Origin of the sequence: Salmonella enterica subsp. diarizonae, assembly GCF_008692785.1 — a bacterium.
Lineage (GTDB): Bacteria > Pseudomonadota > Gammaproteobacteria > Enterobacterales > Enterobacteriaceae > Salmonella > Salmonella diarizonae.
Window position 1 is genome coordinate 94,910 of record NZ_VXJV01000006.1, and the last position, 23,874, is coordinate 118,783.

The window sequence follows — 23,874 nt, forward strand, 5'->3', positions numbered from 1 at the left end:
AAGCTTTTTTTTACACCGCGTTCCGGCACCGATGGACAGTACGGTGATTGCGGTGGCCTTCAGCAGGGACAGACCGTGAACTCAGCCCTGAGTGCGCCAGGTATGCGTTTACGGACACTAATACCTGAAGAGATACCGGAGAGTCGAATTGCCAGCCTGCTGTATTCGGAATCCGACTGCCCTATCCTATAGCCAAATTAATCCTTTTATCACGCGCGCCCTTTAGACCAATATGCCATAAAGTTAATCGCTTTGTGCTCGACGCCACACTCACCAATTAAATAGCGGCGCAGTCGCTTGACGACTGTGGACTCTGCGGCTACCCATCCATAAAACTCTGTGTTGCTGGTTGTGGCTTTATCCCAGATAATATCCCCTTCGGCTTCTTCTCGCACCGTATCGTGATGGCGACTTTCGGGTATTCTCGCATGCGTTTTCACGGCCTGAATCAGACATTCACCGTGCTTCACCGCCGAGGAATTACGCGGCAACCAAAAAATTTTGGCGAAATTAAACTCGCTTAAATTCGCACAGTCACCCTGTTCAGGAACTTCAAAGAACGCCTGAACCTGTGGCGGGTTCGTCTGTTCCGCCAGCATTTCCAGGATTCCTCGCGCAGCAGGGAGCGCCGTCTCATCAGCAATGATTAATGCATTCCGCAGTCCATGAGGGGGCGTCCATTCATAGCCGCCGCTGTCTTCAACATGCGTCGCATCAGGCGCCACCATCTGAATGGCATCACCGGGTCTGGCATTAATCGCCCATGCCGAAGCCGCGCCTTCTGTACCATGATTGATAAACTCCACGGTGACCTCCTGGCAAACAGGATCGACATGTCGCAGCGTATAAGTACGGATAACCGGGCGCTTCTCTTTTGGCATCCCCCGCACAAGCTGATACCAGTGCCCTTCCGCAGGTAACGACGGCGGTGTACCGTCTTCGGACGGAAACAGTATCTTAATGCGCTGATCCGGCGAGTCGCACTTCATCTGCGACACCTCCTGTCCGCTGAAAACCAGGCTCAGCAGCGAAGGGGAAAGCTCCGTCTTACGCACCAGTTGAACATTGAACAGGCGGTAGCCCTGAACTCCAGCCATAACTTTTCCTTACGCTTAAATCGCAGAATGCTGTGAACGGTAGCGGCTGCGCCAGATAAAGCCAGATACCACAGTAAATAACACAGCGACAAACAAGGCCGCCATAATCAGCGCCGCTGCGGTGCCAGTTTTCGACACCAGCGGCACCAACAATGCACAAAGCCCATAGCCAAGCGTGTGGCTGGTAGCGATCCAGCCCGCACCTGCGCCGTCTGTCAGCTTATCGTTCAGTAAAAGCTGATAAGCGGGCGTTGCCAGAGCGGCCCCAAACGATAGCGCCGCACAGCCGAGGTAAAACAACCATAGCTGTTCGGCAATCATTATCGCCAAACCACTAATCATCAGCGCCCCGGCACTCAAGAGCAGCGCCATCGGCGTCAGGCGCTGAGGGCGGAGCACCCCGAACTGTGCGATAAGCGCAGCAACTGCGGCCAGACCCAACAGCCACGCAATCTGATGGCTAATGGCGGCAGTATCCGTGGCGAACTGGCGAGTAAGGGCGGGCGAAAGACCAAGCTGCATCATGCTCACCGCCGCGGCTAACAGCAGCGCACAAAGCAGATATGGCAGACAATTCAACCTCAGTCTGGCGCTCTTACGCTCCGCTGCGGGCTGTGGCGGCATGCCCGGCAAACGCAGCAGCATCAACAGCGCCAGCAGTGGGGCTGCCATTAGCAGCCCTATCGGTGCCAGAGGGTGAATTGCCAACATTGCCGCAGCGCACAGCGGCCCGAATAGTCTGCCGCAGCTCAAGCCGGAGCTAATGGTCGCCAGAGCGGTCATGCGATTCTCTTTCCCCGCTCTCTGCAATGCCCAGACCTGACAGGCTGGCACCATCGCCGACACGGTAAGCCCGTAAACGATCCGCGCGATGATTAATATTCCAAGTCCCACCGCTGTCGTTACGGCGTCGGTCGCCATTAGCACGCAACCCAGTCCGAGCAGCGTAAAGCTTGCGCTGTATCCTCCCAGAGCCCACAGCACCACCGGCTTACTGCCCACACGGGTAATTTGCTTTCCCCACCACGGGGAAGATGGCAGGAACAGCATTGAGCCGAACATCAGCAAAGCCGCCCAAATCGACAGGCTCAGGCTTGTCTGAATCACCAGCACAGGGATCGCGACCAACAGGCCGTTTTGCCCGACACCCAGTAGCCCCACGCTGAACGCAAGCGGCCAGCAGGACAATGGCTTTTGCGGCGTTTCCGCTATCTCAACAGACGTCACGATATTGCAATTCCGTATATTAATTGTGTTTATTTGTAAAATTAATTCTACAGATTCTAACAATTGCCATTGATAATGAGAAACATTATCGGCAAAATTCGCATTATCATAACGCGTGGGATCTATTTGATTATGACTTTGCCAACTAAAACGCCGGCCCTGGATGTAGCTGCGCAGTGTTTCCTGAATTCCCTGGTTCGTGAAACCAAAGACTGGCGGCAGACTGAATACCAGCCAGCCGAATTGATCATCCCGCTGGGCGAACAGCAGGCACTCCATTTCAGAGTGGCTTATTTCTCCCCAACCCAGCATCACCGTTTTGAGTTTCCGGCTCGTTTGGTCACAGCGTCCGGTAGTCAACCCGTCGATTTCACCACCTTCTCCCGGCTTATTATTGATAAGCTCCAGCACCAATTCTTGTTGCCCGCGACCCGTTGCGAAACCTTCCATCAGCGTGTGATGGAAAGCCACGCCCATACTCAGCAGGCGATTGACGCTCGCCATGACTGGGTAGCCCTGCGTGAAAAAGCGTTGGACTTTGGCGAGGCGGAGCAGGCTCTGCTGGTCGGGCATGCCTTCCACCCGGCACCTAAGTCTCATGAACCGTTTAATCAGCAGGAGGCCGAACGCTACCTTCCGGACTTCGCTCCCCACTTCCCGCTGCGGTGGTTTGCGGTGGACAAAACGCAGATCGCCGGTGAAAGCCTGCATCTCAGTCTGCAACAGCGGTTGACGCGTTTTGCCGTAGAGAATGCGCCGCAGTTACTCAACGAATTAAGCGACAATCAATGGCTATTCCCGCTACACCCGTGGCAGGGGGAGTATCTATTGCAGCAGGAGTGGTGCCAGGAGCTTGTCGCTAAAGGGCTGCTTAAAGATTTAGGCGAGGCTGGCGAGCCGTGGCTACCGACCACCTCTTCTCGCTCGCTCTACTGCGCCACCAGCCGCGACATGATCAAATTCTCCCTGAGCGTGCGTCTGACCAACTCCATACGTACCCTGTCAGTGAAAGAGGTGAAGCGTGGAATGCGCCTGGCCCGCCTGGCGCAAACCGACAACTGGCAGACGTTACAAGCCCGCTTCCCAACCTTCCGGGTGATGCAGGAAGATGGCTGGGCTGGGCTGCGCGATCTCCACGGCAACATCATGCAGGAAAGCCTGTTTGCCCTGCGTGAAAACCTGCTGGTGGATCAGCCACAAAGCCAGACTAACGTACTGGTCTCTCTGACTCAGGCCGCACCGGATGGCGGTGATTCGCTACTGGTTGCGGCGGTAAAACGCCTGAGCGATCGCCTCGGCACCACTGCACGGCAGGCCGCCCACGCATGGGTCGATGCTTACTGTCAGCAGGTGCTGAAACCGCTGTTTACGGCTGAAGCGGATTACGGTCTGGTGCTACTGGCGCATCAGCAAAATATTTTGGTTCAGATGCTTGGGGATCTGCCGGTCGGGCTTATCTACCGTGACTGCCAGGGCAGTGCGTTTATGCCTCACGCGGCAGACTGGCTTGACACCATTGGCGAGGCGCAGGCGGAAAACATCTTCACCCATGAGCAGTTGCTACGTTACTTCCCTTATTACCTGCTGGTTAATTCCACTTTTGCCGTGACCGCCGCGCTGGCCGCAGCCGGGCTGGACAGTGAAGCGAATCTGATGGCGCGCATACGAACTTTTCTGGCTGAAATACGTGAACAGGTGACCCATAAAACCTGCCTCAACTACGTGCTGGAAAGTCCGTACTGGAACGTAAAAGGTAATTTTTTCTGTTATCTGAACGACTACAACGAGAACACTATCCTCGATCCCTCAGTGATCTACTTCGATTTCGCCAATCCGTTGCTGGCCCAGGAGGGCTAAATGTCTAAGACAAATATCGTTCACAGCGGATATGGACTGCGCTGTGAAAAACTTGACAAGCCTCTGGATCTTGGCTGGAGCCAGGACAATAGCGCGGTGCTGCACTACCCGGGGCCGCTACCGACAGGGTGGCTGCGCGACGCGCTGGATCAGATATTTATCGCCGCACCGCAAATTTCAGCGGTGGTTCTCCCCTATGCCGAATGGCGCGAGGAGCCACAGGCGCTGACGCTTTTCGGGCAGGTCAAAAGCGACATCATCCACCGCGCCGCCTTCTGGCAGTTACCGCTATGGCTGAGTTCTTCGGCAAACCGGGCCTCCGGCGAAATGGTTTTTGATGCAGAGCGTGAGATTTACTTCCCGCAGCGCCCACTTCGTCCGCAGGGAGAGGTTTATCGCCGTTACGATCCACGCGTTCGCAAGACGCTGAGTTTCCGCGTTGTCGATCCCGCTCTTGATGCAGAACGGTTCACCCGCTGGATGAACGATCCGCGCGTTGAGTATTTCTGGGAGCAAAGCGGCTCACTGGAGGTACAGATCGCTTACCTGGAGCGTCTGCTCACCGGTAAACATGCGTTCCCACTGATCGGCTGCTTCGACGATCAGCCGTTTAGCTATTTCGAAATCTACTGGGCGGCAGAAGATCGCATTGGTCGCCACTATTTGTGGCACCCCTTTGACCGTGGCTTGCATCTGCTGGTTGGTGAACAGCAATGGCGCGGAGCCCACTACGTGCAAAGCTGGCTGCGCGGACTGACGCATTACCTGCTGCTGGATGAACCACGCACGCAGCACACCGTACTTGAGCCTCGCGCGGATAACCAGCGCCTGTTTCGCCACCTTGAACCTGCGGGATACCGGACAATTAAAGAGTTCGACTTCCCGCACAAGCGCTCGCGCATGGTGATGGCGAATCGCCATCACTTCTTCACGGAGGTCGGCCTGTAATGAATCACAAAGATTGGGATTTTGTTAACCGTCAGTTGGTGGCAAAAATGCTGGCCGAGCTCGAATATGAGCAGGTTTTCCACGCTGACTCTCAGGGTGACGGCCGCTACTACATTAACCTGCCGGGTGCGGAATGGCACTTCAGCGCTGAACGCGGCATCTGGGGCTGGCTGTGGATTGATGCCCAAACCCTGCGCTGCGCGGATGAGCCGGTTCTGGCGCAAACGCTACTGATGCAGCTAAAGCCGGTGCTGTCGATGAGCGATGCCGCCATTGCTGAGCATATGCAGGATTTGTATGCCACGCTGCTGGGTGACCTACAGTTGCTGAAGGCGCGTCGCGGGCTGAGCGCCAGTGACCTGATTGATCTTGATGCCGACCGCCTGCAATGTCTGCTAAGCGGCCATCCTAAATTCGTTTTTAATAAAGGCCGCCGCGGCTGGGGCAAAGAGGCGCTGGAGCGATATGCGCCAGAGTATGCCACCCCCTTTAGACTGCACTGGCTGGCGGTAAAACGTGAGCATATGGTTTGGCGCTGCGACCGCGAGCTGGATATTCAGCAATTATTGACGGCCGCGATGGATCCGCAGGAGTTTGCCCGCTTCAATCAGATCTGGCAGGAAAACGGGCTGGACCATAACTGGCTTCCGCTGCCGGTACATCCGTGGCAGTGGCAGCAAAAAATCGCCCTCGATTTCATCGCCGATCTTGCCAGGGGCAGAATGGTTTCCCTCGGCGAGTTTGGCGACTTGTGGCTTGCGCAGCAGTCGCTGCGCACCCTGACCAACGCCAGTCGCCAGGGGGGGCTGGATATCAAGCTGCCGCTGACCATTTACAACACCTCCTGCTACCGGGGGATTCCAGGCAAATACATTTCCGCCGGGCCGCTGGCCTCACGCTGGCTGCAACAGGTTTTTTCGACCGACGCCACGCTGATGCAAAGCGGCGCAGTAATCCTCGGTGAACCAGCGGCGGGCTATGTGTGCCATGAAGGCTATGCCGCACTTGCCCAGGCCCCCTACCGCTACCAGGAGATGCTCGGCGTTATCTGGCGTGAGAATCCGTGTCGCTGGCTGAAGCCGGACGAAAGTCCGATTCTGATAGCGACACTGATGGAGTGCGACGAAAACAACCAGCCGCTGATAGGCGCATATATCAGCCGCTCCGGGTTGGACGCTGAAACCTGGCTTACGCAGTTGTTTCGGGTGGTTGTGGTTCCGCTGTATCACCTGCTTTGCCGCTACGGCGTCGCGCTTATCGCCCACGGACAAAATATAACGCTCGCGATGAAAGATGGCGTACCACAGCGCGTTCTGTTGAAAGATTTCCAGGGCGATATGCGGCTGGTGAAAGATGAGTTCCCGGAGATGAACTCTCTGCCTCAGGAGGTACGTGACGTCACCGCTCGCCTGAGTGCCGACTACTTAATTCATGATTTGCAGACCGGCCACTTCGTGACGGTTCTGCGCTTTGTTTCGCCGCTGATGGCTCGCCTTGGCGTACCGGAGAGGCGTTTTTATCAACTGCTGGCAGCAGTGTTGAGTGATTACATGCAGGAACATCCACAAATGTCAGCGCGCTTTGCGCTTTTCTCACTCTTCAAGCCACAAATCATCCGCGTGGTGCTGAACCCGGTAAAACTGACCTGGCCTGACCAGGATGGCGGCAGCCGCATGTTGCCGAATTACCTTGAGGATCTGCAAAACCCGCTGTGGCTGGCAACCAGGGACTGAATCATGACAAACACTGTAGATTTTATTGGCGTAGGTATCGGCCCGTTCAACCTGAGCATCGCGGCACTGTCTCATCAGGCCGAAGGATTCAGTAGCCGCTTCCTTGACAGCCGCCCGAATTTTGCCTGGCATCCCGGCATGCTGGTGCCGGACTGCCATATGCAGACTATGTTTCTGAAAGATCTGGTTAGCGCGGTGGCACCCACCAGCCCGTACAGCTTTGTTAACTATCTGGTGCAGCGCAAAAAATTCTACCGCTTCCTGACCACCGAGCTGCGTACCGTATCCCGCGATGAGTTTTCCGACTACCTCCGCTGGGCCGCCGAGGGTATGAACAATCTGCATTTCAATCATACCGTTGAAAGTATTGATTTCGACGAGACACGCCAACTGTTTGTAGTGCAGAGCAGTCAGGGTGAAAGCTATGCCCGCAACATCTGTCTGGGCATTGGTAAGCAACCGCACCTGCCGCCTTGCGTAAAAGCGGCGACGCAAACCTGCTTCCACGCCAGTGAAATGATCCTGCGCCAGCCAGACCTCGGTGGCAAGCGGGTCACCGTGGTTGGCGGCGGGCAAAGCGGCGCCGACCTGTTCCTCAATGCGCTGCGCGGAGAATGGGGCGACGTTGCAGAGATCAATTGGGTTTCGCGCCGCAATAACTTTAACGCGCTGGATGAGGCGGCATTCGCCAACGAATACTTTACGCCTGAGTACGTTTCAGGCTTCGTCGGTCTGAATGAAAGCGTGCGCCAGAAGATGCTCGACGAGCAGAAAATGACTTCCGATGGCATCACGGCTGACTCGCTACTAACCATCTATCGCGAGTTGTATCACCGCTTCGAGGTGCTGGGGCAATCGCGTAACGCCCATCTGCTGCCAAGCCGTTCGGTCACCGAGCTGAAAAGTCGCGACCAGAGCTGGCAACTGCTGCTAGAGCATCATCTGGATAACGGCTATGACACCCTGGTAAGCGACGTGGTGATTTTCGCGACCGGTTACCGTCCCGCGCTGCCGCAGATACTTTCACCGCTGATGCCGCGAATCGCCATGCGCGATGAGTGCAATTTCAAAGTACGCGACGACTTCACTCTGGAGTGGAACGGCCCGAAAGAGAACAACATCTTCGCAGTCAACGCCAGTATGCAAACCCACGGCATTGCCGAACCACAGCTCAGCCTGATGGCCTGGCGCTCCGCCCGTATTCTTAATCGCGCGCTGGGGCGTGATTTATTCGATCTCAGTACGCCGCCCGCTCTGATTCAGTGGCGCAGCGGCAGCCGGGAAAAACCGCAGCCGGAAGCGGCTTCTTTAACTCGCTACACAGCATCTTTGGGCTGATATTTTTCGCCCGTATGAAGGAATAATGATGATAAGCAAAAAATATACGCTTTGGGCTCTTAACCCGCTGCTTCTCGCCATGATGGCGCCAGCAGTCGCCCAACAAACCGATGATGATACGCTCGTGGTATCTGCCAACCGCAGCAATCGCACCGTAGCGGAGATGGCGCAAACCACCTGGGTTATCGAAAACGCCGAACTGGAGCAACAGATCCAGGGCGGTAAAGAGTTGAAAGACGCGCTGGCTCAGCTGATCCCAGGCCTTGATGTCAGCAGCCAGAGCCGAACCAACTACGGTATGAACGTGCGGGGCCGTCCACTGGTTGTACTGGTTGATGGCGTGCGTCTCAACTCCTCACGTACCGACAGCCGACAACTGGACTCTATCGATCCTTTCAATATTGACCATATTGAAGTGATCTCCGGCGCGACGGCCCTGTATGGTGGCGGCAGTACCGGTGGTCTGATCAACATCGTGACCAAAAAAGGTCAGCCAGAAACCCAGATGGAGTTTGAGGCTGGCACCAAAAGCGGCTTTAACAGCAGTAAAGATCACGATGAGCGCATTGCCAGCGCTATCTCCGGTGGCAACGACCATATCTCCGGGCGCGTTTCAGTAGCGTACCAGAAGTTTGGCGGCTGGTTTGACGGTAACGGCGATGCCACCCTGCTCGATAACACCCAGACAGGCCTACAGTACTCCGATCGCCTGGACATCATGGGCACTGGTACACTGAACATTGATGATACCCAGCAGCTTCAACTGATCACACAGTACTATAAAAGCCAGGGCGACGACGATTACGGGCTGAATCTTGGGAAAGATTTCTCAGCTATTAGCGGGGCCAGCACGCCATACGTCAAGAAGGGGCTGAATTCCGACCGTATTCCCGGCACCGAGCGTCATCTGATCAGCCTGCAATACTCTAACAGCGATTTCTTGGGCCAGGAGCTGGTCGGCCAGGTTTACTACCGCGATGAGTCGCTGCTGTTCTACCCTTTCCCAACCGTAAATGCTAATAAACAGGTGACGGCTTTCTCTTCGTCACAACAGAACACCGACCAGTACGGCATGAAACTGACCCTGAACAGCAAACCGCTGGACGGCTGGCAAATCACCTACGGGCTGGATGCCGACCACGAGCGCTTTACCTCCAACCAAATGTTCTTCGATCTGGCCCAGGCAAGCGCTTCCGGGGGCCTGAATAACCAAAAGATATACACCACCGGACGCTATCCATCGTATGACATTACCAACCTGGCGGCCTTCCTGCAATCGAGCTATGACATCAATGATATTTTTACCCTCAGCGGCGGCGTACGCTATCAATACACTGAGAACAAGGTTGATGATTTCATCGGCTATGCGCAGCAACAGCAGATTGCCGCCGGGAAGGTAACATCCGCCGACGCCATTCCGGGCGGCTCGGTCGATTACGACAACGTCCTGTTCAACGCTGGTCTGCTGATGCACATCACTGAACGCCAGCAGGCATGGCTTAACTTCTCCCAGGGCGTAGAGCTGCCGGACCCTGGTAAATACTATGGTCGCGGCACCTATGGCGCAGCGGTGAACGGCCATCTGCCCCTGACCAACAGCGTGAACGTTGATGACAGCAAGCTGGAAGGCGTGAAGGTCGATTCTTATGAGCTGGGCTGGCGCTTTACCGGCGACAACCTGCGCACCCAAATCGCAGCCTACTACTCGATTTCCGATAAGAGCGTGGTGGCGAATAAAGATCTGACCATCAGTGTGGTAGATGACAAACGCCGCATTTACGGCGTGGAAGGCGCGGTGGATTATCTGATTCCGGATACCAACTGGAGTACCGGTGCGAACTTCAACGTGCTGAAAACCGAGTCGAAAGTGAACGGTAGCTGGCAGAAATATGACGTGAAGGTGGCAAGCCCATCGAAAGCGACAGCCTACATTGGCTGGGCGCCGGATCCGTGGAGCCTGCGCGTACAGAGCACCACTTCATTCGATGTGAGCGATGCAAAAGGCTACAGCATTGATGGCTATACCACCGTCGATTTGCTCGGCAGCTATCAGCTTCCGGTGGGTAAACTCAGCTTCAGCGTTGAGAACCTCTTCGACCGTGACTACACCACCGTCTGGGGGCAGCGCGCGCCGATGTACTACAGCCCGGGTTACGGCCCCGCTTCCTTGTATGACTATAAAGGCCGCGGCCGCACCTTCGGTCTGAATTACTCAGTTCTGTTTTAAACCACTCTCCTTGTCCGGCACATGCCGGACAAGGAGAAGAAATATTTGGAGAATCAGATAGGCGGCAGATATTTGAATTCCCGTAAGTGCGTCAGGTTGGGCTCTAATAATTGTTCATGCTGTCAGCATCAATGCGACAGAGTCTATTTAATTATTCGGAAATTTTTCTATACACTCAACGGGGCGACTTGTCATGGTAACATCTGCGCCTATTCTTTCTAAAGGAATACGACAAGCAGTTATAATAAACTCTCGTAACGGATCGTAGGGCATGGAGTCAACTTCAGCAGTAAATCCTTGTTTTTGAATGCGTTGCACCAGTAATTTTGTTTCATCTATATTTTTGGGGTTAGGATCAACTTCAATTGAATAAAGTTTTTTATATCCTTTACTCTTTATATCCTTCAAGGCATTATCAAGAGATGATTGAGAATTAACCCTGGTGGTAAAATAAACTGATTTTTGATGATCGTTTAGCCAGTTAGCGTCATTTTGGCTACCGGATTCTATCAATGTACGCTGAGCAAGATCTAATTTATTAATATTATCAATTAACTTCTCATTTGGTGTTGTTTTTGTGTTAAACATAAAACAGAATTCTTTATTTTTATCCATAGCAACATAGTCATCTATTCTGTAAACACCAAGTGTTGGATCTTTTTTCCTGTATTCATTAAGTTGCTCAGAGTTTATTTTACTCAATAAGAAGAATGTACCATTTGATCTTTGACTATCATTATGCGCCACAACCCAAGTGTGGTCTGATAATGTACGCACTGACATTTTCAAAAACCTTATCGTCTTTTCTTTATCACTTTTAACAATAGTATTGTACTTACTGATTGCAGTTACCTGTCCAGGACAAGTATTAAAAGCACTATTCGTAGGCTTACAAACTTCAAATGCTCTAAAGTTGAATGCTTTTCCATCGAATACGCCTTTATCAGTGGCCCCCATTTCATGGGCAATAATCCTACCGCATTGCGCTAATGGGAGTTTATATTGAGTTTTATGACTACAGCCAGATAACAAAGACCATATTATGCAGAAAAGTACAAACATAATATATTTTTTTCTTAATGGTATTTTTTTTATCATCATTAACCCCTTCTTGATTGTGGTGAGAATTGATCTTGCCCACCCTCTCCTGTCAGCTTTTGTCTCTAAGTTAACATTACCCGCTGGCTCCTGAATTCCCCTGGTGACAGGTATCCCAGGGTATTGTGCAGGTGGTTTTCATTGTAGTGGGATGAGGGACAATAGAACGAAAACGTACACTAAGGAGATAATTTATTGTTTAATTAAAATTTAGTGTGCCCAACTCTCCCTTCGAGCATCCTCCAGCAGTATGAACGTAGGGTATGCCAATTTATTGATATGCTTGTACATTAGTGGAGACAATCGGATGATATCCTCATCCATGGTTTATTCCCCCCATTACTGAGCATCAAGCTCAATCCATTATTTTCGCGCAATACTATGCCCGTCAGCATAGAGAAACACTGTATCTCCCTGTCGCTGAATCAGTGAAATATCAAAGACAGCATAAATTAAATATATGTTTAACCACTATAAAAATACCCCATCAGAACATTAACATTGTTTAATAAAGTGAATTGAGCGGATTCGCGTTTGAACTCTGCGCTAAAATTTCTTCTTTTCATAGGGGCATCTGTGTTGTTATGAGGTGAGCATATCACCTCTGTTCAGGTGGCCAAATTCAGAGTACCGCTACATTTAGATGTCCTACCACATGTGATATCGATAATTTTGGCGGGATTTTTACTAACAGATGCACATAATCCAACTGAACATTTAGCTCTACTATTTCTATACCGAGCTACTCACCTGAAATCCTGAACTGTTTGCAGACTTCCTTGCCAACATTGTTCCGCAGGATGCGAAATTGGCATTTGGGTGTCCAGACAATATAATATTGACAACACCAAAGCACATGAGATGCTTTCTTTAACCATTAGTAGCATTTTGGCAGAGCCAACCTCTTGCTGACCACCTCCACAGGAGGTGGCATTCAGATAGTAGTTAAAAGAGATCGCAAGAAAATCCTTTTAAAATTTATTGCCCTACCCCTTTGTGTTGCCAGAAAGCTCGGCCAACTCTTTCCCTCTTGTTTCTGACATTTTTGCAACACATTCATTGAAGATCGTTTGATATGCCGAGCTTTTATTATCAATCTGGAATGAATATAACTTACAATTAGAATCGCTAAATTTAATCCAATCCCTTTGGGAACTCTTAATGTTGTTGACGAACGCCTGTTTTAGAGATTAATCATTCACATATGCTGAATTAACTTTAGATAGCGCGTCGAATATTGCTTGATCAACTATTTATCAGATGAATCCTTTTCGCTTTCCGGGCACGAAGCAACTTGATCAGATGTTGTTATTTACTCTAACAACAAACTATGACTTACATCACAAAAACTCATCCAGAGATAACTCCATACTAACTTTGTGTACATTTTGTTGACATATATAATGGTATCAATAGGTTACATATTAATATAAAGGACTTGGCTATGTACTCAATTGATTATAATAGCTATCGCTCGGTAAAAGGTTTCAATCGTCGTGTTCGTTTCCTTGTGATGCATTACACTGCTATTGATTTTAAGGCGTCAATTACCGCTTTGACCGGGCCTTCGGTGAGCGCTCACTATCTCGTTCCTGACCCTTCAGAAAAAACGTATATTGATGCTGGTTTTAAGGATATGCGTATATTCAACCTGGTTGATGAAAATGAGCGGGCCTGGCATGCTGGCGTAAGTTCATGGGCCGGACGCAGCCAACTGAATGATACCGCCATCGGGATTGAGACGGTTAACCTGGCCAGTGATAACAACGGCGTGTTTGTCTTTCCTCCCTATAATCCGGTCCAGATTGATGCAATCAAGGCGCTGGCCGCCAATATTCTGCAACGATATCCTGATATTACGCCGGTGAACGTTGTCGGACACAGCGATATTGCCCCGGGGAGAAAAAGTGATCCTGGAGCTGCTTTCCCGTGGAAAGAACTTTACGACGCAGGTATTGGTGCATGGTATGAGGAATCGACCATGCAGCACTATCTGACGCAATTCAGCAAGTCTGTACCATCTAAAGCAGATCTTGTTGCTAAGTTAAAAGTATACGGATATGACATCTCAGATGCTGGAACAGAAATCGGATACAAGAATTTACTCCGTACATTTCAGCTTCACTTCCGACAAAAGAATTATGATGGTGTCGCTGATGCTGAAACAACGGCAATTCTTTATGCGTTAGTGGATAAATATTTCCCGGCAAAATAATTATTAACCACTGGTTTAAATAATTAATGTGCCACAGGTTAGAAATCAGTGGCGCAGTTTCATTAAGCTGGCGGTTCCGGTCAGTCAGGTTTTGAAGAGCACATAAACTCACTCTCATATGAATTATTTTCCATGGAAAATACAAGCAAGCACTGAAAACAGCACAGACAGAATGTCCAAAACTGTCACCTGACGCGCTGGTTCTCTACAACAACGATCGTGGTCAGTTCATCCGCAAGACGTTCAATAATCGCTGGTTAAAAGCTGTACGCGCCGTACAAAGTGAACCGGGCCGACAACTGGATTACACGTTCCACGATATCGAGGCAAAAGCTATTTCAGATTTTGAGGGTAGTAGCAGGGATAAGCAGATTTTCAGCGGTCACAAAACAGAAAGCCAGGTGCTTATCTACGACAGGAAGGTACAAATCAGCCCGACACTGTATCATCCGGTTATTGGGGAAAAGTGAATTTTTATTCAAATGGAAAGATACGATATTCTCTGAGAATATTCTTTTTTATTCTTCGCCTCAAAAACAAAGGGGCTACCTTTCGGTAACCCCTTGTTTAATCTGGCGGAAGCGCAGAGATTCGAACTCTGGAACCCTTTCGGGTCGCCGGTTTTCAAGACCGGTGCCTTCAACCGCTCGGCCACACTTCCGGAATGAGGCGCACTATAAACATCCCGGTGCGTCATGTAAAGACCGAATGTGTTCGTTTGCGTGAAAAACAGGCAAAATTTCTTTAATCGCCTGAAATGACAGCATATTGACCATTTCTTCAACACAAATGCTGGCTTAATGCGTGTTTATCGTCCCTTCTGTTTTACCGCTGTGATTATCGATTTTTTGTCGCTAGCGCTTTGGTGGCGCTGCCACCTGTTTCATGGCTAGCGCTAGTGTGGGAAGACCTTTTTAACGGCGGTAATTGCCTGAAATCTCTTAAGGAAACTAAACGTAAACGGATGCGTAAAGATGGGTAAAACCACTGGGTGATAGTGACCGTTTTTATTATTCTTCTTTATTAATTACATCTGTCATAAGAGAGTGACTATGGATCGTATCATTACATCATCGCGTGATCGTAGCTCGCTACTGAGCACGCACAAAGTACTGCGCAATACCTATTTTCTGCTGAGCCTGACGCTGGCTTTCTCCGCAATTACCGCGACAGCCAGTACGGTATTGATGCTGCCCTCTCCCGGCCTGATCCTGACGCTGGTCGGTATGTATGGGTTGATGTTTCTGACCTATAAAACCGCCAATAAGCCGACCGGTATCCTGTCTGCTTTTGCGTTTACCGGCTTCCTCGGGTATATCCTGGGTCCGATTCTTAACGCCTATCTGTCAGCAGGCATGGGCGATGTCATTGGCATGGCGCTGGGTGGTACTGCGTTAGTGTTTTTCTGCTGCTCCGCTTACGTCCTGACCACCCGTAAGGATATGTCTTTCCTGGGCGGTATGCTGATGGCCGGGATCGTCGTCGTGCTGATTGGTATGGTGGCGAATATTTTCCTGCAACTGCCTGCATTGCACCTGGCGATTAGCGCGGTGTTTATCCTGATTTCCTCGGGCGCTATCCTGTATGAAACCAGTAACATCATTCACGGCGGTGAAACCAACTATATTCGTGCGACCGTCAGTCTGTACGTTTCGCTGTACAACATCTTTGTCAGCCTGCTCAGCATTCTGGGCTTCGCCAGCCGCGATTAATCGACATTCACCTTTTCCAGCCCTGCTTATGCGGGGCTTTATTTTTTGCTACACTGCTGTCCGTGTTGATTATGCAGTGAAACGTTATGTTGATCTTTGAAGGTAAAGAAATCAGTACTGATAGCGAAGGTTATCTGAAAGAGACGACGCAGTGGAGTGAACCGCTGGCAGTCGCTATCGCCGCGAATGAAGGCATTGAGCTCTCTGCGGAACACTGGGAAGTCGTGCGCTTCGTGCGCGAATTCTACCTGGAGTTTAATACCTCTCCCGCCATCCGAATGCTGGTAAAAGCGATGGCGAATAAGTTCGGCGAAGAAAAAGGCAACAGCCGCTATCTGTATCGTCTGTTCCCGAAAGGCCCGGCAAAGCAAGCGACCAAAATCGCTGGCCTGCCCAAGCCGGTAAAATGTATTTAATACCGAATACTGAAGCCTGTTAACGTCTCACGAGGGCTGTGCGGTTCAGTGAGGATGTTGTCCACACGAGCAGAGCGCGGCCCGCCTTCTTTCAGCCACTTGATGAGCTTTTCCACCTGCGCCGCGTCGCCACAGGCCACCACTTCTACGCTTCCGTCATCCATATTCTTCGCATAGCCGGTTAACCCCAGTCGCAGCGCCTCATGCTGCGTAGTATAGCGAAATCCGACTCCCTGAACGCGACCATAAACCCAGGCGATAATGCAGACGTTCGACATGATGGTTCTCCTTTCATAATCAGTGGTGGAGGCTCATACAGGACATACTTAACGTACCTGACTGGGCAGACATCCATAATGTTGGCGGAATCTGGCCGTAAATCGCGACCCCGACAGGTAGCCGCACCGTAGCGCTATTTCGCCGATCGGCAGCGTCGTCGATTGCAGTTGAGAAAGCGCGCAGGACATGCGCACCTCTTCAATAATTTGCCGATAACTCTGTGATTCGCGCTGCAAACGCCGACGCAGAGTCGATGTACCCATAGCAAGACGGCGGGCTATCTCCTGGGCTGTCCATAGCTTAGCAGGCGAGAGCATTATCAGTTGCCGCACCTGCTCCGTGAGGGTGTAACGCCGTTCAATAAGCAGCGGTCCCGCCGCGCCATCATGCAAAAGCGCTAACAGTAACCCCATTGCCTGATGTTCCTGTAATCCGACGGGTAAGCCCTGGCGCACAGCATCCAACACGTTCGCCCACATAAATGTCAGGCTACAGCTCATCGGCGTACACAGCGATGTCAGTTTTGCCGGTGGATAATCCTGAACGTACATCATTTTAAAGCGAGCAATAATCTCCGGTGAAAGTAACAACAGGTCGGAGCGAAAACCGCTCTGCGCAGGCTGATTAATAATCTCCAGCGGCGTGTTCGCCGGGATAATAATCAACTCGCCAGGCCCGGCGACAAGGCGGTTATCATCCTGAATGATGACTTTACTGCCCTGCGTAATATGGCAGATAGCGGCGGAAAAAAGCGTAACACGATGCAAACGGTGCAGATGACTGGAGCGCACCTCTGCCGTCGTAAGATCCTGATGTCGAATATGCATCTCCTGCACCGTGCCGTCCTCTGTTTTATCTTCCGTATGTGGCCGTGAATTTCGCTTTCGCAATCACATGCGCGTTAAGCATAAACCCTACCAACGCGCCGCTTGCCTCACTGTCGAGCGGCAGTGTTGCCGTATTCAGCGCCCACACGGTAAACTGATAGCGATGAGGCTTATCGCCCGGCGGCGGACAAGCGCCGCCAAAGCCAGCATAACCGAAATCATTACGTCCCTGCACCACTCCCGAGGGTAAGGTGTTTTTATCAGCCCCCGTTGGCAGGTCGTGAATCTGCGCAGGAATATTCACCATCGTCCAGTGCCACCAGCCGCTTCCGGTAGGCGCATCGGGATCGAAGACGGTAATAGCGTAGCTTTTGGTTCCGGCAGGCGGATTGCGCCAGCTCAGTTGCGGCGAAATATTTTCTCCGCTACAACCAAATCCTTTAAAGACGTGTTGTTGCGTTAAACGAAAATCCGCCGGAATATCCGCGCTACTGAGGCTAAACGCCGACGCGGCAGATACGCTGCCACTCAATGCCATCATTGCGGCTGCGGTCAAAGAGAAGACTGTTTTCATTGTATTTCCTTCTTCATGTAACGAAATAGCAATATAAAAAGCGCCCGCTGAAGAAACTGTGCCTTTACGATTCTATTTTGTGCAGAAACGCTCACCACCATACGCTGATGATTGCCCCTCTCATCTGTGCTACCCTACGCGCCATTTCGTTTTCACGGTCCCAGGCTGGAACTATCATCCGGCTCGCGTCACTGTTTGTGAGAGGTTACTCCGCATGACTGAATCTACATTTCCGCAATATCCCCGTTTAGTCCTCAGCAAAGGGCGAGAAAAATCTTTACTCCGCCGCCACCCATGGGTCTTTTCCGGCGCCGTCTCGCGTCTGGAAGGCAAAGCCAACCTCGGTGAAACTATCGATATCGTCGATCATCAGGGAAAGTGGTTAGCACGCGGCGCCTGGTCGCCAGCGTCTCAGATCCGCGCGCGCGTCTGGACATTTGATAAAGCAGAATCCATTGATATTGCGTTTTTCACCCGTCGCCTGCGCCAGGCGCAGCAGTGGCGCGACTGGCTGGCAAAAAAAGACGGTCTGGATAGCTATCGTCTGATCGCCGGTGAATCCGATGGCCTTCCTGGCGTCACTATTGATCGTTTTGGTCATTTTTTGGTGCTGCAACTGCTCAGCGCCGGGGCCGAATATCAACGCGCCGTATTAATTAGCGCTCTGCAAACATGCTATCCGGATTGCGCTATTTACGATCGCAGCGACGTCGCCGTGCGGAAAAAAGAAGGAATGGCGCTGACGCAAGGCCCGGTCACCGGCGAACTGCCGCCTGCGCTTCTGCCAATTGAAGAACACGGTATGAAATTACTGGTCAATATCCAGGGCGGCCACAAAACCGGTTATTATCTTGATCAGCGCGACAGTCGTCTGGCGACGCGCCGCTATGTGGAAAATCAACGGGTACTGAACTGCTTCTCTTATACCGGCGGTTTTGCCGTGTCGGCGTTAATGGGCGGTTGTCGCCAGGTTGTCAGCGTGGATACCTCGCAGGATGCGCTGGATATCGCCAGACAAAACGTTGAACTGAACCAACTGGATTTGAGCAAAGCCGAATTCGTGCGCGATGACGTGTTTAAGTTGCTGCGCGCTTACCGTGAACACGGCGAAAAATTCGACGTTATCATTATGGACCCACCCAAATTCGTCGAAAATAAAAGCCAGTTAATGGGCGCCTGCCGGGGCTATAAAGACATTAACATGTTGGCGATTCAACTGCTCAATCCGGGCGGCATACTGCTGACATTCTCTTGCTCCGGCCTGATGACCAGCGATTTATTTCAGAAAATCATTGCCGATGCAGCAATAGATGCCGGTCGTGATGTACAATTTATAGAGCAGTTCCGTCAGGCCGCCGATCATCCTGTGATCGCCACCTACCCGGAAGGGCTGTATCTGAAAGGGTTTGCCTGTCGCGTCATGTAACTTGAAAAGTGGAATAGTATCCTCATATAAAGGATATCTATTTCCCGGGAGGTGACTATGATAGCCAGCAAATTCGGTATCGGCCAGCAGGTCCGCCATTCCCTGTTAGGTTACCTCGGAGTGGTCGTCGATATCGACCCGGAATATTCGCTTGATGAGCCGTCGCCTGATGAACTGGCGGTTAACGACGAACTTCGCGCCGCTCCGTGGTACCACGTGGTAATGGAAGATGATGATGGTCAGCCAGTCCATACTTATCTGGCCGAGGCCCAGTTGCGAAGCGAAATGCGGGATGAGCACCCAGAACAGCCATCGATGGATGAACTGGCGCGTACCATTCGCAAGCAGCTTCAGGCGCCGCGACTACGTAACTGATTGTATTTAACAGGCCGGATGGCGACATGCTGCTTTATCCGGCCATTTTAACTTTTATTTCGCCAGCCCCAGACGGGGGATCTCAATCGCCGGGCAGCGATCCATCACCACGGTCATGCCTGCATCCCGCGCCAACACCGCCGCCTGTTCGTTGATCACGCCAAGCTGTAGCCACAGCGTTTTTGCGCCGATGGCGATAGCTTCCTGCGCGACGCCCCACGCAGCTTCAGAGTTGCGAAAAACATCCACCATATCGACTTTTTCGGGAATGTCAGCCAGCGTGGCATACCCCTGTTGCCCCAGCAATGTCTTACCAGCGACTTTTGGCGCAACCGGAATCACATGGTAGCCCTGTTCAAGCAAGTATTTCATTACCCGATAGCTTGGGCGATCGGGTTTATCGCTCGCGCCTACCAGCGCGATAGTGCGAGTGGACGTCAAAACGTCAGCAATATCGGTCTCTTTCATCATCTTTCTCCTGGCTGTTTTGCAAAGTGTACGACAAACCTGACATGGCAACCATTCATCCCATACCGATGTATGAGAGCAAAACGCCAAAATATGTCTATATGTTAGTAAACATGATCTAAGAAAAATTTCGATACATTATTAGCCAGACGGCCTTTGGACAGGAGAACCTTATGAAAACCGGCGCGCTAACCACCTTCCTTGCTCTCTGTTTGCCGGTTACTGTTTTTGCCACAACACTCCGTCTGTCGAATGAGGTCGATCTTCTGGTGCTGGACGGCAAAAAGGTGTCCAGCTCGTTATTACGCGGCGCAGAGAGCATCGAACTGGAAAACGGGCCGCACCAACTCGTTTTCCGTGTGGAAAAAACCATCCGCCTGCCCGGTAATGAAGAGCGGCTTTATATTTCTCCACCGCTGGTAATAAGTTTCGATACTCAACTGATAAATCAGGTCAATTTCCAGCTCCCGCGGCTGGAAAACGAGCGCGAAGCCTCGCATTTTAACGCAGCGCCACGCTTGACGCTTTTGGATGGCAACGCCATGCCTATTCCGGTAAAACTCGATATTCTGGCAATTACTTCTACGGCTAAAGTGGTCGATTATGAAATAGAGACCGAGCGTTATAACAAATCGGCGAAACGCGCCTCGATTCCTCAGTTCGCCACGATGATGGCAGACGACAGTACATTACTTTCCGACGTCTCAGAGCTTGACACCGTACCGCCGCAATCACAAACTCTGACAGAACAGCGGCTGAAATATTGGTTCCGTCTGGCCGACCCGCAGACACGCAATCATTTCCTGCAATGGGCGGAAAAACAGCCGCCCTCTTGATATGAGTTGTGCCAGCGCGCAATTTTTTTGTCTTTCTCTTGCAGCATCAAGCGCTTCCAGTAATCTGTAGACAGGTTAACTACGGAATCGAATTATGGAACTGACGACTCGCACCTTGCCAACGCGCAAACATATCGCGTTGGTTGCCCACGACCACTGCAAACAGATGTTAATGAACTGGGTGGAACGCCATCAGCCGTTGCTGGAAAAACATATTCTCTATGCAACCGGCACCACGGGGAATCTGATCCAGCGCGCAACGGGTATGGACGTTAATGCAATGCTGAGCGGCCCGATGGGCGGCGACCAGCAGGTTGGCGCGCTCATTTCAGAAGGGAAAATCGACGTGTTGATTTTCTTCTGGGACCCGCTTAACGCGGTACCACACGACCCGGATGTAAAAGCGCTACTGCGTCTGGCCACCGTATGGAATATCCCTGTCGCCACTAACGTCTCAACGGCGGACTTTATCATCCAGTCCCCGCATTTTAATGACGCTGTAGATATTCTTATTCCGGATTATGCGCGTTATCTGGCCGAGCGCCTGAAATAACCGCTGAGCGGGCGGCTGTACCGCCCGCGCTTTAGGGTTTTCTCGCCACCGGCACATCTAGTTGTTTAAGCGTCTCCACAAAGCGCGAGGGATTATCTTTATTGAAAAGCAGCCAGACCCGCGCGCGCGCGCGCGTCAACGCCACATATAACAAACGCCGCTCTTCAGCGTCCGGAAAATCCTCAACCTGAGGAAGAAGCGCATCTTCCATAACAGACTCTCGCGCCGGTGCGGGAAAACCGTCGTTACCCGCCTGTAACCCTACAAGAATAACGTAATCGGCCTGCTGGCCTTTGCTGGCATGGATAGTCATGAAATCTATCTGTAACTTCGGCCAGCGAGTCGCCGCTTTTTGTAGACTGGCGGGTTTCAGATGATGATAGCGCGCCAGCACCAGGATACGTTCATCCTCCTTTGCATAGCCGGATAATTTATCCAGTAATGCGTCCAACTGGCTTTCATCCAACAGCGTAACCGCTTTTTTATCGCCTACGGTAAGACTATTTAACGGTTTTTTAAGCTGATGCGGATTCTGCTGCACAAAGCGGTTGGCAATATCGCCAATCCGACTATTAAAACGGTACGTAGTGTCCAGGTGGCAATGCTCGCCCTCGCCGAACGACTGATGAAACGCCGTCGTTAAGGAGAGCTGCGCCCCGCTAAAACGGTAAATCGCCTGCCAGTCATCGCCAACGGCAAACAGCGTAGTCTGGCTATTTTGCTTGCGCAGCGCCTCTAACAGCGCCGCCCGTTGCGGGGAAATATCCTGAAATTCATCGACCAGAATATGCTTCCACGGGCTGATAAAACGCCCTTTTTCGAGGATCACCATTGCCTGATGAATCAGCCCGGAGAAATCAACGGTATTTTCCGCTTTCAACGCGCTTTTCCAGGCCTTCAGCAGCGGCGCCATCAGCTTAATGCGTTTGCCGAACCGCTCTCGGCACTCCTCTGGCGCGCCAGCGATCATTTCTGCCTGCGCGCCGCCGTGCATACGCATCAAACTGACCCAACGATCCAGGCGAGGGGCCAGACGCCGCTGCAATGTCTCATCGTCCCAGAAATTGCCTTTCGGCACCGTCCACTGTATCTCCTCTTCCAGCCACTGACGCCAGCCTTTGGCCTGCGCTTTCTTCTCGCTACACTGCTGACGCCAGGTGTGCAGAAATAGCTGATGCCGCGCTGCGGCGTCACTTTCCAGCTTACTGACAACCGGCGCTTTTTTACTGCCTTGCTGAATAATATACAGCGCCAGCGAATGGAACGTACGGGCAGTAATCTCTTCTGTATGTAACCGCTCGCGGATACGCTCATCCATCTCCTCTGCCGCCTTGCGACCAAACGCCAGTAAAAGAATTTGCCCCGCATCGGCTTGTCCACGCGCCAACAGCCAACCCGCGCGCGCCACCAACACCGAGGTCTTGCCGCTACCCGCTCCCGCCAGTACCAGTAACGATGATTCGCCATTAACCACCGCCCTGGCCTGGGAGAGATTAAGCGGAGAGGATTCTATCTGCGTAAAAAAGTCGGCATGCGCTTCCAGCATGGCAGCGGTATACACCTGATTATGTTGCTGCCGACTTCCCTCGCTATCCTGTAACCATGCCAGACACTTACGCCATATCTCGCGACAGTTATCAAACTCCTCCAGGCGTGAGATGGGTAGCGGCAAGGCGGCAAACGTCTGACGAATTTCGTGTTCCAGTCCCCGAACCCGCTCACGGGTAAGCCATTGGTTTTCGCCCGTTCGCTCACTGATACGCGCCCATTGATCTTGTAATGCCTGCGCGGCGACATCGCTCATCTCCTGGCTCCAGCGACGCCAGTGCGCGTCCAGGTGGCGATGGAATTGCTGGGTTTCCGACCACTCGGTACCGTGCAAACGCACGACTTTATCCTCCGGGAGGACAAACTCCAGCTCGCCCCACACCAGTCCACGCTTACAGTGAATCGCCAATAACTGATTGAATGGAATAAGATATTCATGCCTGTCGCCAGACACTTTCACTCCCGCGTTAAGAATCACAGCACGATCATAGGGATGTTGCGCCAGACGTTTTCCAAGAGAAGTTGCTTTCAGTTCCATGACTCAGCGAATCCAGACGTAAAGATGTGCTTATCAGTGTAACCGCCAGAGAAAACGTGCTCCAGTCTAAAAAAACGTTACAATTGCCCGCAGTGATAGAAAACCGGAATGAACTGAGGGTTTATGCGTACCGTTCTGAATATTTTAAACTTTGTACTGGGCGGCTTTGCCACTACGCTGGCCTGGCTGCTGGCGACGCTTGTCAGTATTGTGCTTATTTTTACCTTGCCGTTGACCCGCTCCTGCTGGGAGATAACCAAGCTGTCCCTGTTCCCTTACGGCAATGAGGCCATCCATGTTGACGAACTTAATCCGGCGGCGAAAAACCTATTAATGAATACTGGCGGTACCTTGCTGAATATTTTCTGGCTACTTTTTTTCGGCTGGTGGCTATGCCTGATGCACATTGCCTCCGGTATCGCGCAGTGTGTCACTATCATCGGGATACCTGTCGGCATTGCGAACTTTAAAATTGCCGCGATTGCGCTTTGGCCTGTCGGTCGCCGCGTCGTCTCTGTAGAAACCGCTCGCGCCGCGCGGGAAGCTAACGCGCGCCGCCGTTTTGAATGATCGGGACAAATA

Annotated in this window: 21 protein-coding genes, 1 tRNA gene and 3 pseudogenes; 14 read left to right on the forward strand and 11 right to left on the reverse strand. The window is 51.8% G+C overall.

The annotated features are described in order from the left end of the window. Window positions 1-209 precede the first annotated feature (209 nt). Together F4V72_RS13630 and F4V72_RS13635 are read right to left on the reverse strand one after the other, a co-directional pair. Window positions 210-1,097 carry a siderophore-interacting protein gene (locus F4V72_RS13630; protein WP_023247013.1) on the reverse strand — a complete coding sequence of 296 codons (888 nt, stop codon included), beginning with the start codon at window positions 1,095-1,097 and terminating at the stop codon, window positions 210-212. Window positions 1,098-1,112: 15 nt separating this feature from the next. Beyond that, window positions 1,113-2,324: an MFS transporter gene (locus F4V72_RS13635; protein ID WP_023247014.1), complete on the reverse strand. Its 1,212-nt coding sequence runs from the start codon at window positions 2,322-2,324 to the stop codon at window positions 1,113-1,115. Between the two features lie 132 nt (window positions 2,325-2,456). Between F4V72_RS13635 and iucA the strand changes: the two genes are divergently transcribed. From iucA to iutA, 5 genes are read left to right on the forward strand one after another with little or no spacing between them, the layout of a single operon-like run. Continuing rightward, window positions 2,457-4,181 (forward strand): aerobactin synthase IucA, encoded by a 1,725-nt coding sequence (gene iucA, locus F4V72_RS13640; protein ID WP_149667662.1) that lies wholly within the window; start codon window positions 2,457-2,459, stop codon window positions 4,179-4,181. Beyond that, window positions 4,182-5,129 carry a N(6)-hydroxylysine O-acetyltransferase gene (gene iucB / locus F4V72_RS13645; RefSeq protein WP_085347509.1) on the forward strand — a complete coding sequence of 316 codons (948 nt, stop codon included), beginning with the start codon at window positions 4,182-4,184 and terminating at the stop codon, window positions 5,127-5,129. After that, window positions 5,129-6,862: an aerobactin synthase IucC gene (gene iucC / locus F4V72_RS13650; protein WP_023247017.1), complete on the forward strand. Its 1,734-nt coding sequence runs from the start codon at window positions 5,129-5,131 to the stop codon at window positions 6,860-6,862. Before iucB ends, iucC begins: the two co-directional genes overlap by 1 nt. A gap of 3 nt (window positions 6,863-6,865) precedes the next feature. After that, entirely contained in the window at window positions 6,866-8,200 is a 1,335-nt protein-coding gene (gene iucD, locus F4V72_RS13655) for an NADPH-dependent L-lysine N(6)-monooxygenase (RefSeq protein WP_023247018.1), read from the forward strand. Window positions 8,201-8,225: 25 nt separating this feature from the next. Next, complete coding sequence (iutA, locus tag F4V72_RS13660) at window positions 8,226-10,427, forward strand: ferric aerobactin receptor IutA (RefSeq protein WP_079836515.1); 2,202 nt, start codon at window positions 8,226-8,228, stop codon at window positions 10,425-10,427. Window positions 10,428-10,574: 147 nt separating this feature from the next. Here iutA and F4V72_RS13665 read toward each other — a convergent pair whose 3' ends face one another. From F4V72_RS13665 to F4V72_RS24825, 3 genes and pseudogenes are all read right to left on the reverse strand, one after another. Beyond that, window positions 10,575-11,528: a hypothetical protein gene (locus F4V72_RS13665; RefSeq protein ID WP_226296218.1), complete on the reverse strand. Its 954-nt coding sequence runs from the start codon at window positions 11,526-11,528 to the stop codon at window positions 10,575-10,577. Between the two features lie 637 nt (window positions 11,529-12,165). Further along, a pseudogene (gene tnpA, locus F4V72_RS24820) lies at window positions 12,166-12,381 on the reverse strand (IS200/IS605 family transposase); the annotation flags it as partial. Between the two features lie 130 nt (window positions 12,382-12,511). Then, window positions 12,512-12,697: pseudogene (locus F4V72_RS24825) on the reverse strand (lysozyme inhibitor LprI family protein); the annotation flags it as partial. Between the two features lie 272 nt (window positions 12,698-12,969). Here F4V72_RS24825 and F4V72_RS13680 point away from each other — a divergent pair. Continuing rightward, the gene (locus F4V72_RS13680) at window positions 12,970-13,740 is read left to right on the forward strand and encodes an N-acetylmuramoyl-L-alanine amidase (protein ID WP_053530145.1); all 771 of its coding nucleotides are present in this window, start codon (window positions 12,970-12,972) and stop codon (window positions 13,738-13,740) included. Window positions 13,741-13,877: 137 nt separating this feature from the next. After that, window positions 13,878-14,210 (forward strand): annotated as a pseudogene (locus F4V72_RS24445) (tyrosine-type recombinase/integrase); the annotation flags it as partial. A 103-nt stretch (window positions 14,211-14,313) separates the two neighbouring features. Here the strand turns inward: F4V72_RS24445 and F4V72_RS13690 are convergent. Next, window positions 14,314-14,401, reverse strand: a tRNA-Ser gene (locus F4V72_RS13690). 391 nt (window positions 14,402-14,792) lie between these two features. On the opposite strand from F4V72_RS13690, the gene yccA reads away from it, so the two are divergent. Next, a complete protein-coding gene (gene yccA / locus F4V72_RS13695; RefSeq protein WP_023247024.1) occupies window positions 14,793-15,452 on the forward strand; it encodes an FtsH protease modulator YccA in 660 nt (219 codons plus the stop codon). Window positions 15,453-15,538: 86 nt separating this feature from the next. Next, window positions 15,539-15,868: a sulfurtransferase TusE gene (tusE, locus tag F4V72_RS13700; protein WP_000904448.1), complete on the forward strand. Its 330-nt coding sequence runs from the start codon at window positions 15,539-15,541 to the stop codon at window positions 15,866-15,868. Here the strand turns inward: tusE and yccX are convergent. From yccX to F4V72_RS13715, 3 genes are read right to left on the reverse strand one after another with little or no spacing between them, the layout of a single operon-like run. Next, window positions 15,865-16,146, reverse strand: coding sequence for an acylphosphatase (yccX, locus tag F4V72_RS13705; protein WP_023247025.1), 282 nt, complete (start codon window positions 16,144-16,146; stop codon window positions 15,865-15,867). The two genes, tusE and yccX, sit on opposite strands and share 4 nt — an antisense overlap. A 48-nt stretch (window positions 16,147-16,194) precedes the next feature. After that, window positions 16,195-16,974: an AraC family transcriptional regulator gene (locus F4V72_RS13710; protein WP_023247026.1), complete on the reverse strand. Its 780-nt coding sequence runs from the start codon at window positions 16,972-16,974 to the stop codon at window positions 16,195-16,197. Between the two features lie 25 nt (window positions 16,975-16,999). Continuing rightward, window positions 17,000-17,548, reverse strand: a complete 549-nt coding sequence (locus tag F4V72_RS13715; protein ID WP_023247027.1) for a YbhB/YbcL family Raf kinase inhibitor-like protein — start codon at window positions 17,546-17,548, stop codon at window positions 17,000-17,002. A gap of 214 nt (window positions 17,549-17,762) precedes the next feature. Here F4V72_RS13715 and rlmI point away from each other — a divergent pair, with 214 nt between their 5' ends. After that, the gene (gene rlmI / locus F4V72_RS13720) at window positions 17,763-18,974 is read left to right on the forward strand and encodes a 23S rRNA (cytosine(1962)-C(5))-methyltransferase RlmI (RefSeq protein WP_023247029.1); all 1,212 of its coding nucleotides are present in this window, start codon (window positions 17,763-17,765) and stop codon (window positions 18,972-18,974) included. Between the two features lie 57 nt (window positions 18,975-19,031). Next, complete coding sequence (hspQ, locus tag F4V72_RS13725; protein WP_000561983.1) at window positions 19,032-19,349, forward strand: heat shock protein HspQ; 318 nt, start codon at window positions 19,032-19,034, stop codon at window positions 19,347-19,349. Window positions 19,350-19,403: 54 nt separating this feature from the next. On the opposite strand, the gene F4V72_RS13730 is transcribed toward hspQ, so the two are convergent. Next, window positions 19,404-19,817, reverse strand: coding sequence for a CoA-binding protein (locus tag F4V72_RS13730; RefSeq protein ID WP_001537782.1), 414 nt, complete (start codon window positions 19,815-19,817; stop codon window positions 19,404-19,406). 173 nt (window positions 19,818-19,990) lie between these two features. Here F4V72_RS13730 and F4V72_RS13735 point away from each other — a divergent pair, with 173 nt between their 5' ends. Beyond that, window positions 19,991-20,653, forward strand: coding sequence for a DUF2057 family protein (locus tag F4V72_RS13735; protein WP_136058372.1), 663 nt, complete (start codon window positions 19,991-19,993; stop codon window positions 20,651-20,653). A gap of 94 nt (window positions 20,654-20,747) precedes the next feature. After that, the gene (gene mgsA, locus F4V72_RS13740; protein ID WP_023247031.1) at window positions 20,748-21,206 is read left to right on the forward strand and encodes a methylglyoxal synthase; all 459 of its coding nucleotides are present in this window, start codon (window positions 20,748-20,750) and stop codon (window positions 21,204-21,206) included. Window positions 21,207-21,237: 31 nt separating this feature from the next. Here mgsA and helD read toward each other — a convergent pair whose 3' ends face one another. Beyond that, entirely contained in the window at window positions 21,238-23,292 is a 2,055-nt protein-coding gene (helD, locus tag F4V72_RS13745; protein WP_079796449.1) for a DNA helicase IV, read from the reverse strand. 123 nt (window positions 23,293-23,415) lie between these two features. Here helD and F4V72_RS13750 point away from each other — a divergent pair, with 123 nt between their 5' ends. Further along, the gene (locus F4V72_RS13750) at window positions 23,416-23,862 is read left to right on the forward strand and encodes a YccF domain-containing protein (RefSeq protein WP_001261216.1); all 447 of its coding nucleotides are present in this window, start codon (window positions 23,416-23,418) and stop codon (window positions 23,860-23,862) included. Window positions 23,863-23,874: the final 12 nt, after the last annotated feature.

Bases quoted from the DNA above. Each gene is read 5' to 3' on its own strand.
- yccX (WP_023247025.1), bottom strand. From the start codon at position 16,146: ATGTCGAACGTCTGCATTATCGCCTGGGTTTATGGTCGCGTTCAGGGA.
- mgsA (WP_023247031.1), top strand. From the start codon at position 20,748: ATGGAACTGACGACTCGCACCTTGCCAACGCGCAAACATATCGCGTTG.
- hspQ (WP_000561983.1), top strand. From the start codon at position 19,032: ATGATAGCCAGCAAATTCGGTATCGGCCAGCAGGTCCGCCATTCCCTG.
- F4V72_RS13735 (WP_136058372.1), top strand. From the start codon at position 19,991: ATGAAAACCGGCGCGCTAACCACCTTCCTTGCTCTCTGTTTGCCGGTT.
- tusE (WP_000904448.1), top strand. From the start codon at position 15,539: ATGTTGATCTTTGAAGGTAAAGAAATCAGTACTGATAGCGAAGGTTAT.
- F4V72_RS13665 (WP_226296218.1), bottom strand. From the start codon at position 11,528: ATGATGATAAAAAAAATACCATTAAGAAAAAAATATATTATGTTTGTA.
- helD (WP_079796449.1), bottom strand. From the start codon at position 23,292: ATGGAACTGAAAGCAACTTCTCTTGGAAAACGTCTGGCGCAACATCCC.
- iucA (WP_149667662.1), top strand. From the start codon at position 2,457: ATGACTTTGCCAACTAAAACGCCGGCCCTGGATGTAGCTGCGCAGTGT.
- F4V72_RS13750 (WP_001261216.1), top strand. From the start codon at position 23,416: ATGCGTACCGTTCTGAATATTTTAAACTTTGTACTGGGCGGCTTTGCC.
- F4V72_RS13730 (WP_001537782.1), bottom strand. From the start codon at position 19,817: ATGAAAGAGACCGATATTGCTGACGTTTTGACGTCCACTCGCACTATC.
- F4V72_RS13710 (WP_023247026.1), bottom strand. From the start codon at position 16,974: ATGCATATTCGACATCAGGATCTTACGACGGCAGAGGTGCGCTCCAGT.
- iucB (WP_085347509.1), top strand. From the start codon at position 4,182: ATGTCTAAGACAAATATCGTTCACAGCGGATATGGACTGCGCTGTGAA.
- rlmI (WP_023247029.1), top strand. From the start codon at position 17,763: ATGACTGAATCTACATTTCCGCAATATCCCCGTTTAGTCCTCAGCAAA.
- iutA (WP_079836515.1), top strand. From the start codon at position 8,226: ATGATGATAAGCAAAAAATATACGCTTTGGGCTCTTAACCCGCTGCTT.
- iucC (WP_023247017.1), top strand. From the start codon at position 5,129: ATGAATCACAAAGATTGGGATTTTGTTAACCGTCAGTTGGTGGCAAAA.
- F4V72_RS13630 (WP_023247013.1), bottom strand. From the start codon at position 1,097: ATGGCTGGAGTTCAGGGCTACCGCCTGTTCAATGTTCAACTGGTGCGT.
- yccA (WP_023247024.1), top strand. From the start codon at position 14,793: ATGGATCGTATCATTACATCATCGCGTGATCGTAGCTCGCTACTGAGC.
- F4V72_RS13680 (WP_053530145.1), top strand. From the start codon at position 12,970: ATGTACTCAATTGATTATAATAGCTATCGCTCGGTAAAAGGTTTCAAT.
- F4V72_RS13715 (WP_023247027.1), bottom strand. From the start codon at position 17,548: ATGAAAACAGTCTTCTCTTTGACCGCAGCCGCAATGATGGCATTGAGT.
- iucD (WP_023247018.1), top strand. From the start codon at position 6,866: ATGACAAACACTGTAGATTTTATTGGCGTAGGTATCGGCCCGTTCAAC.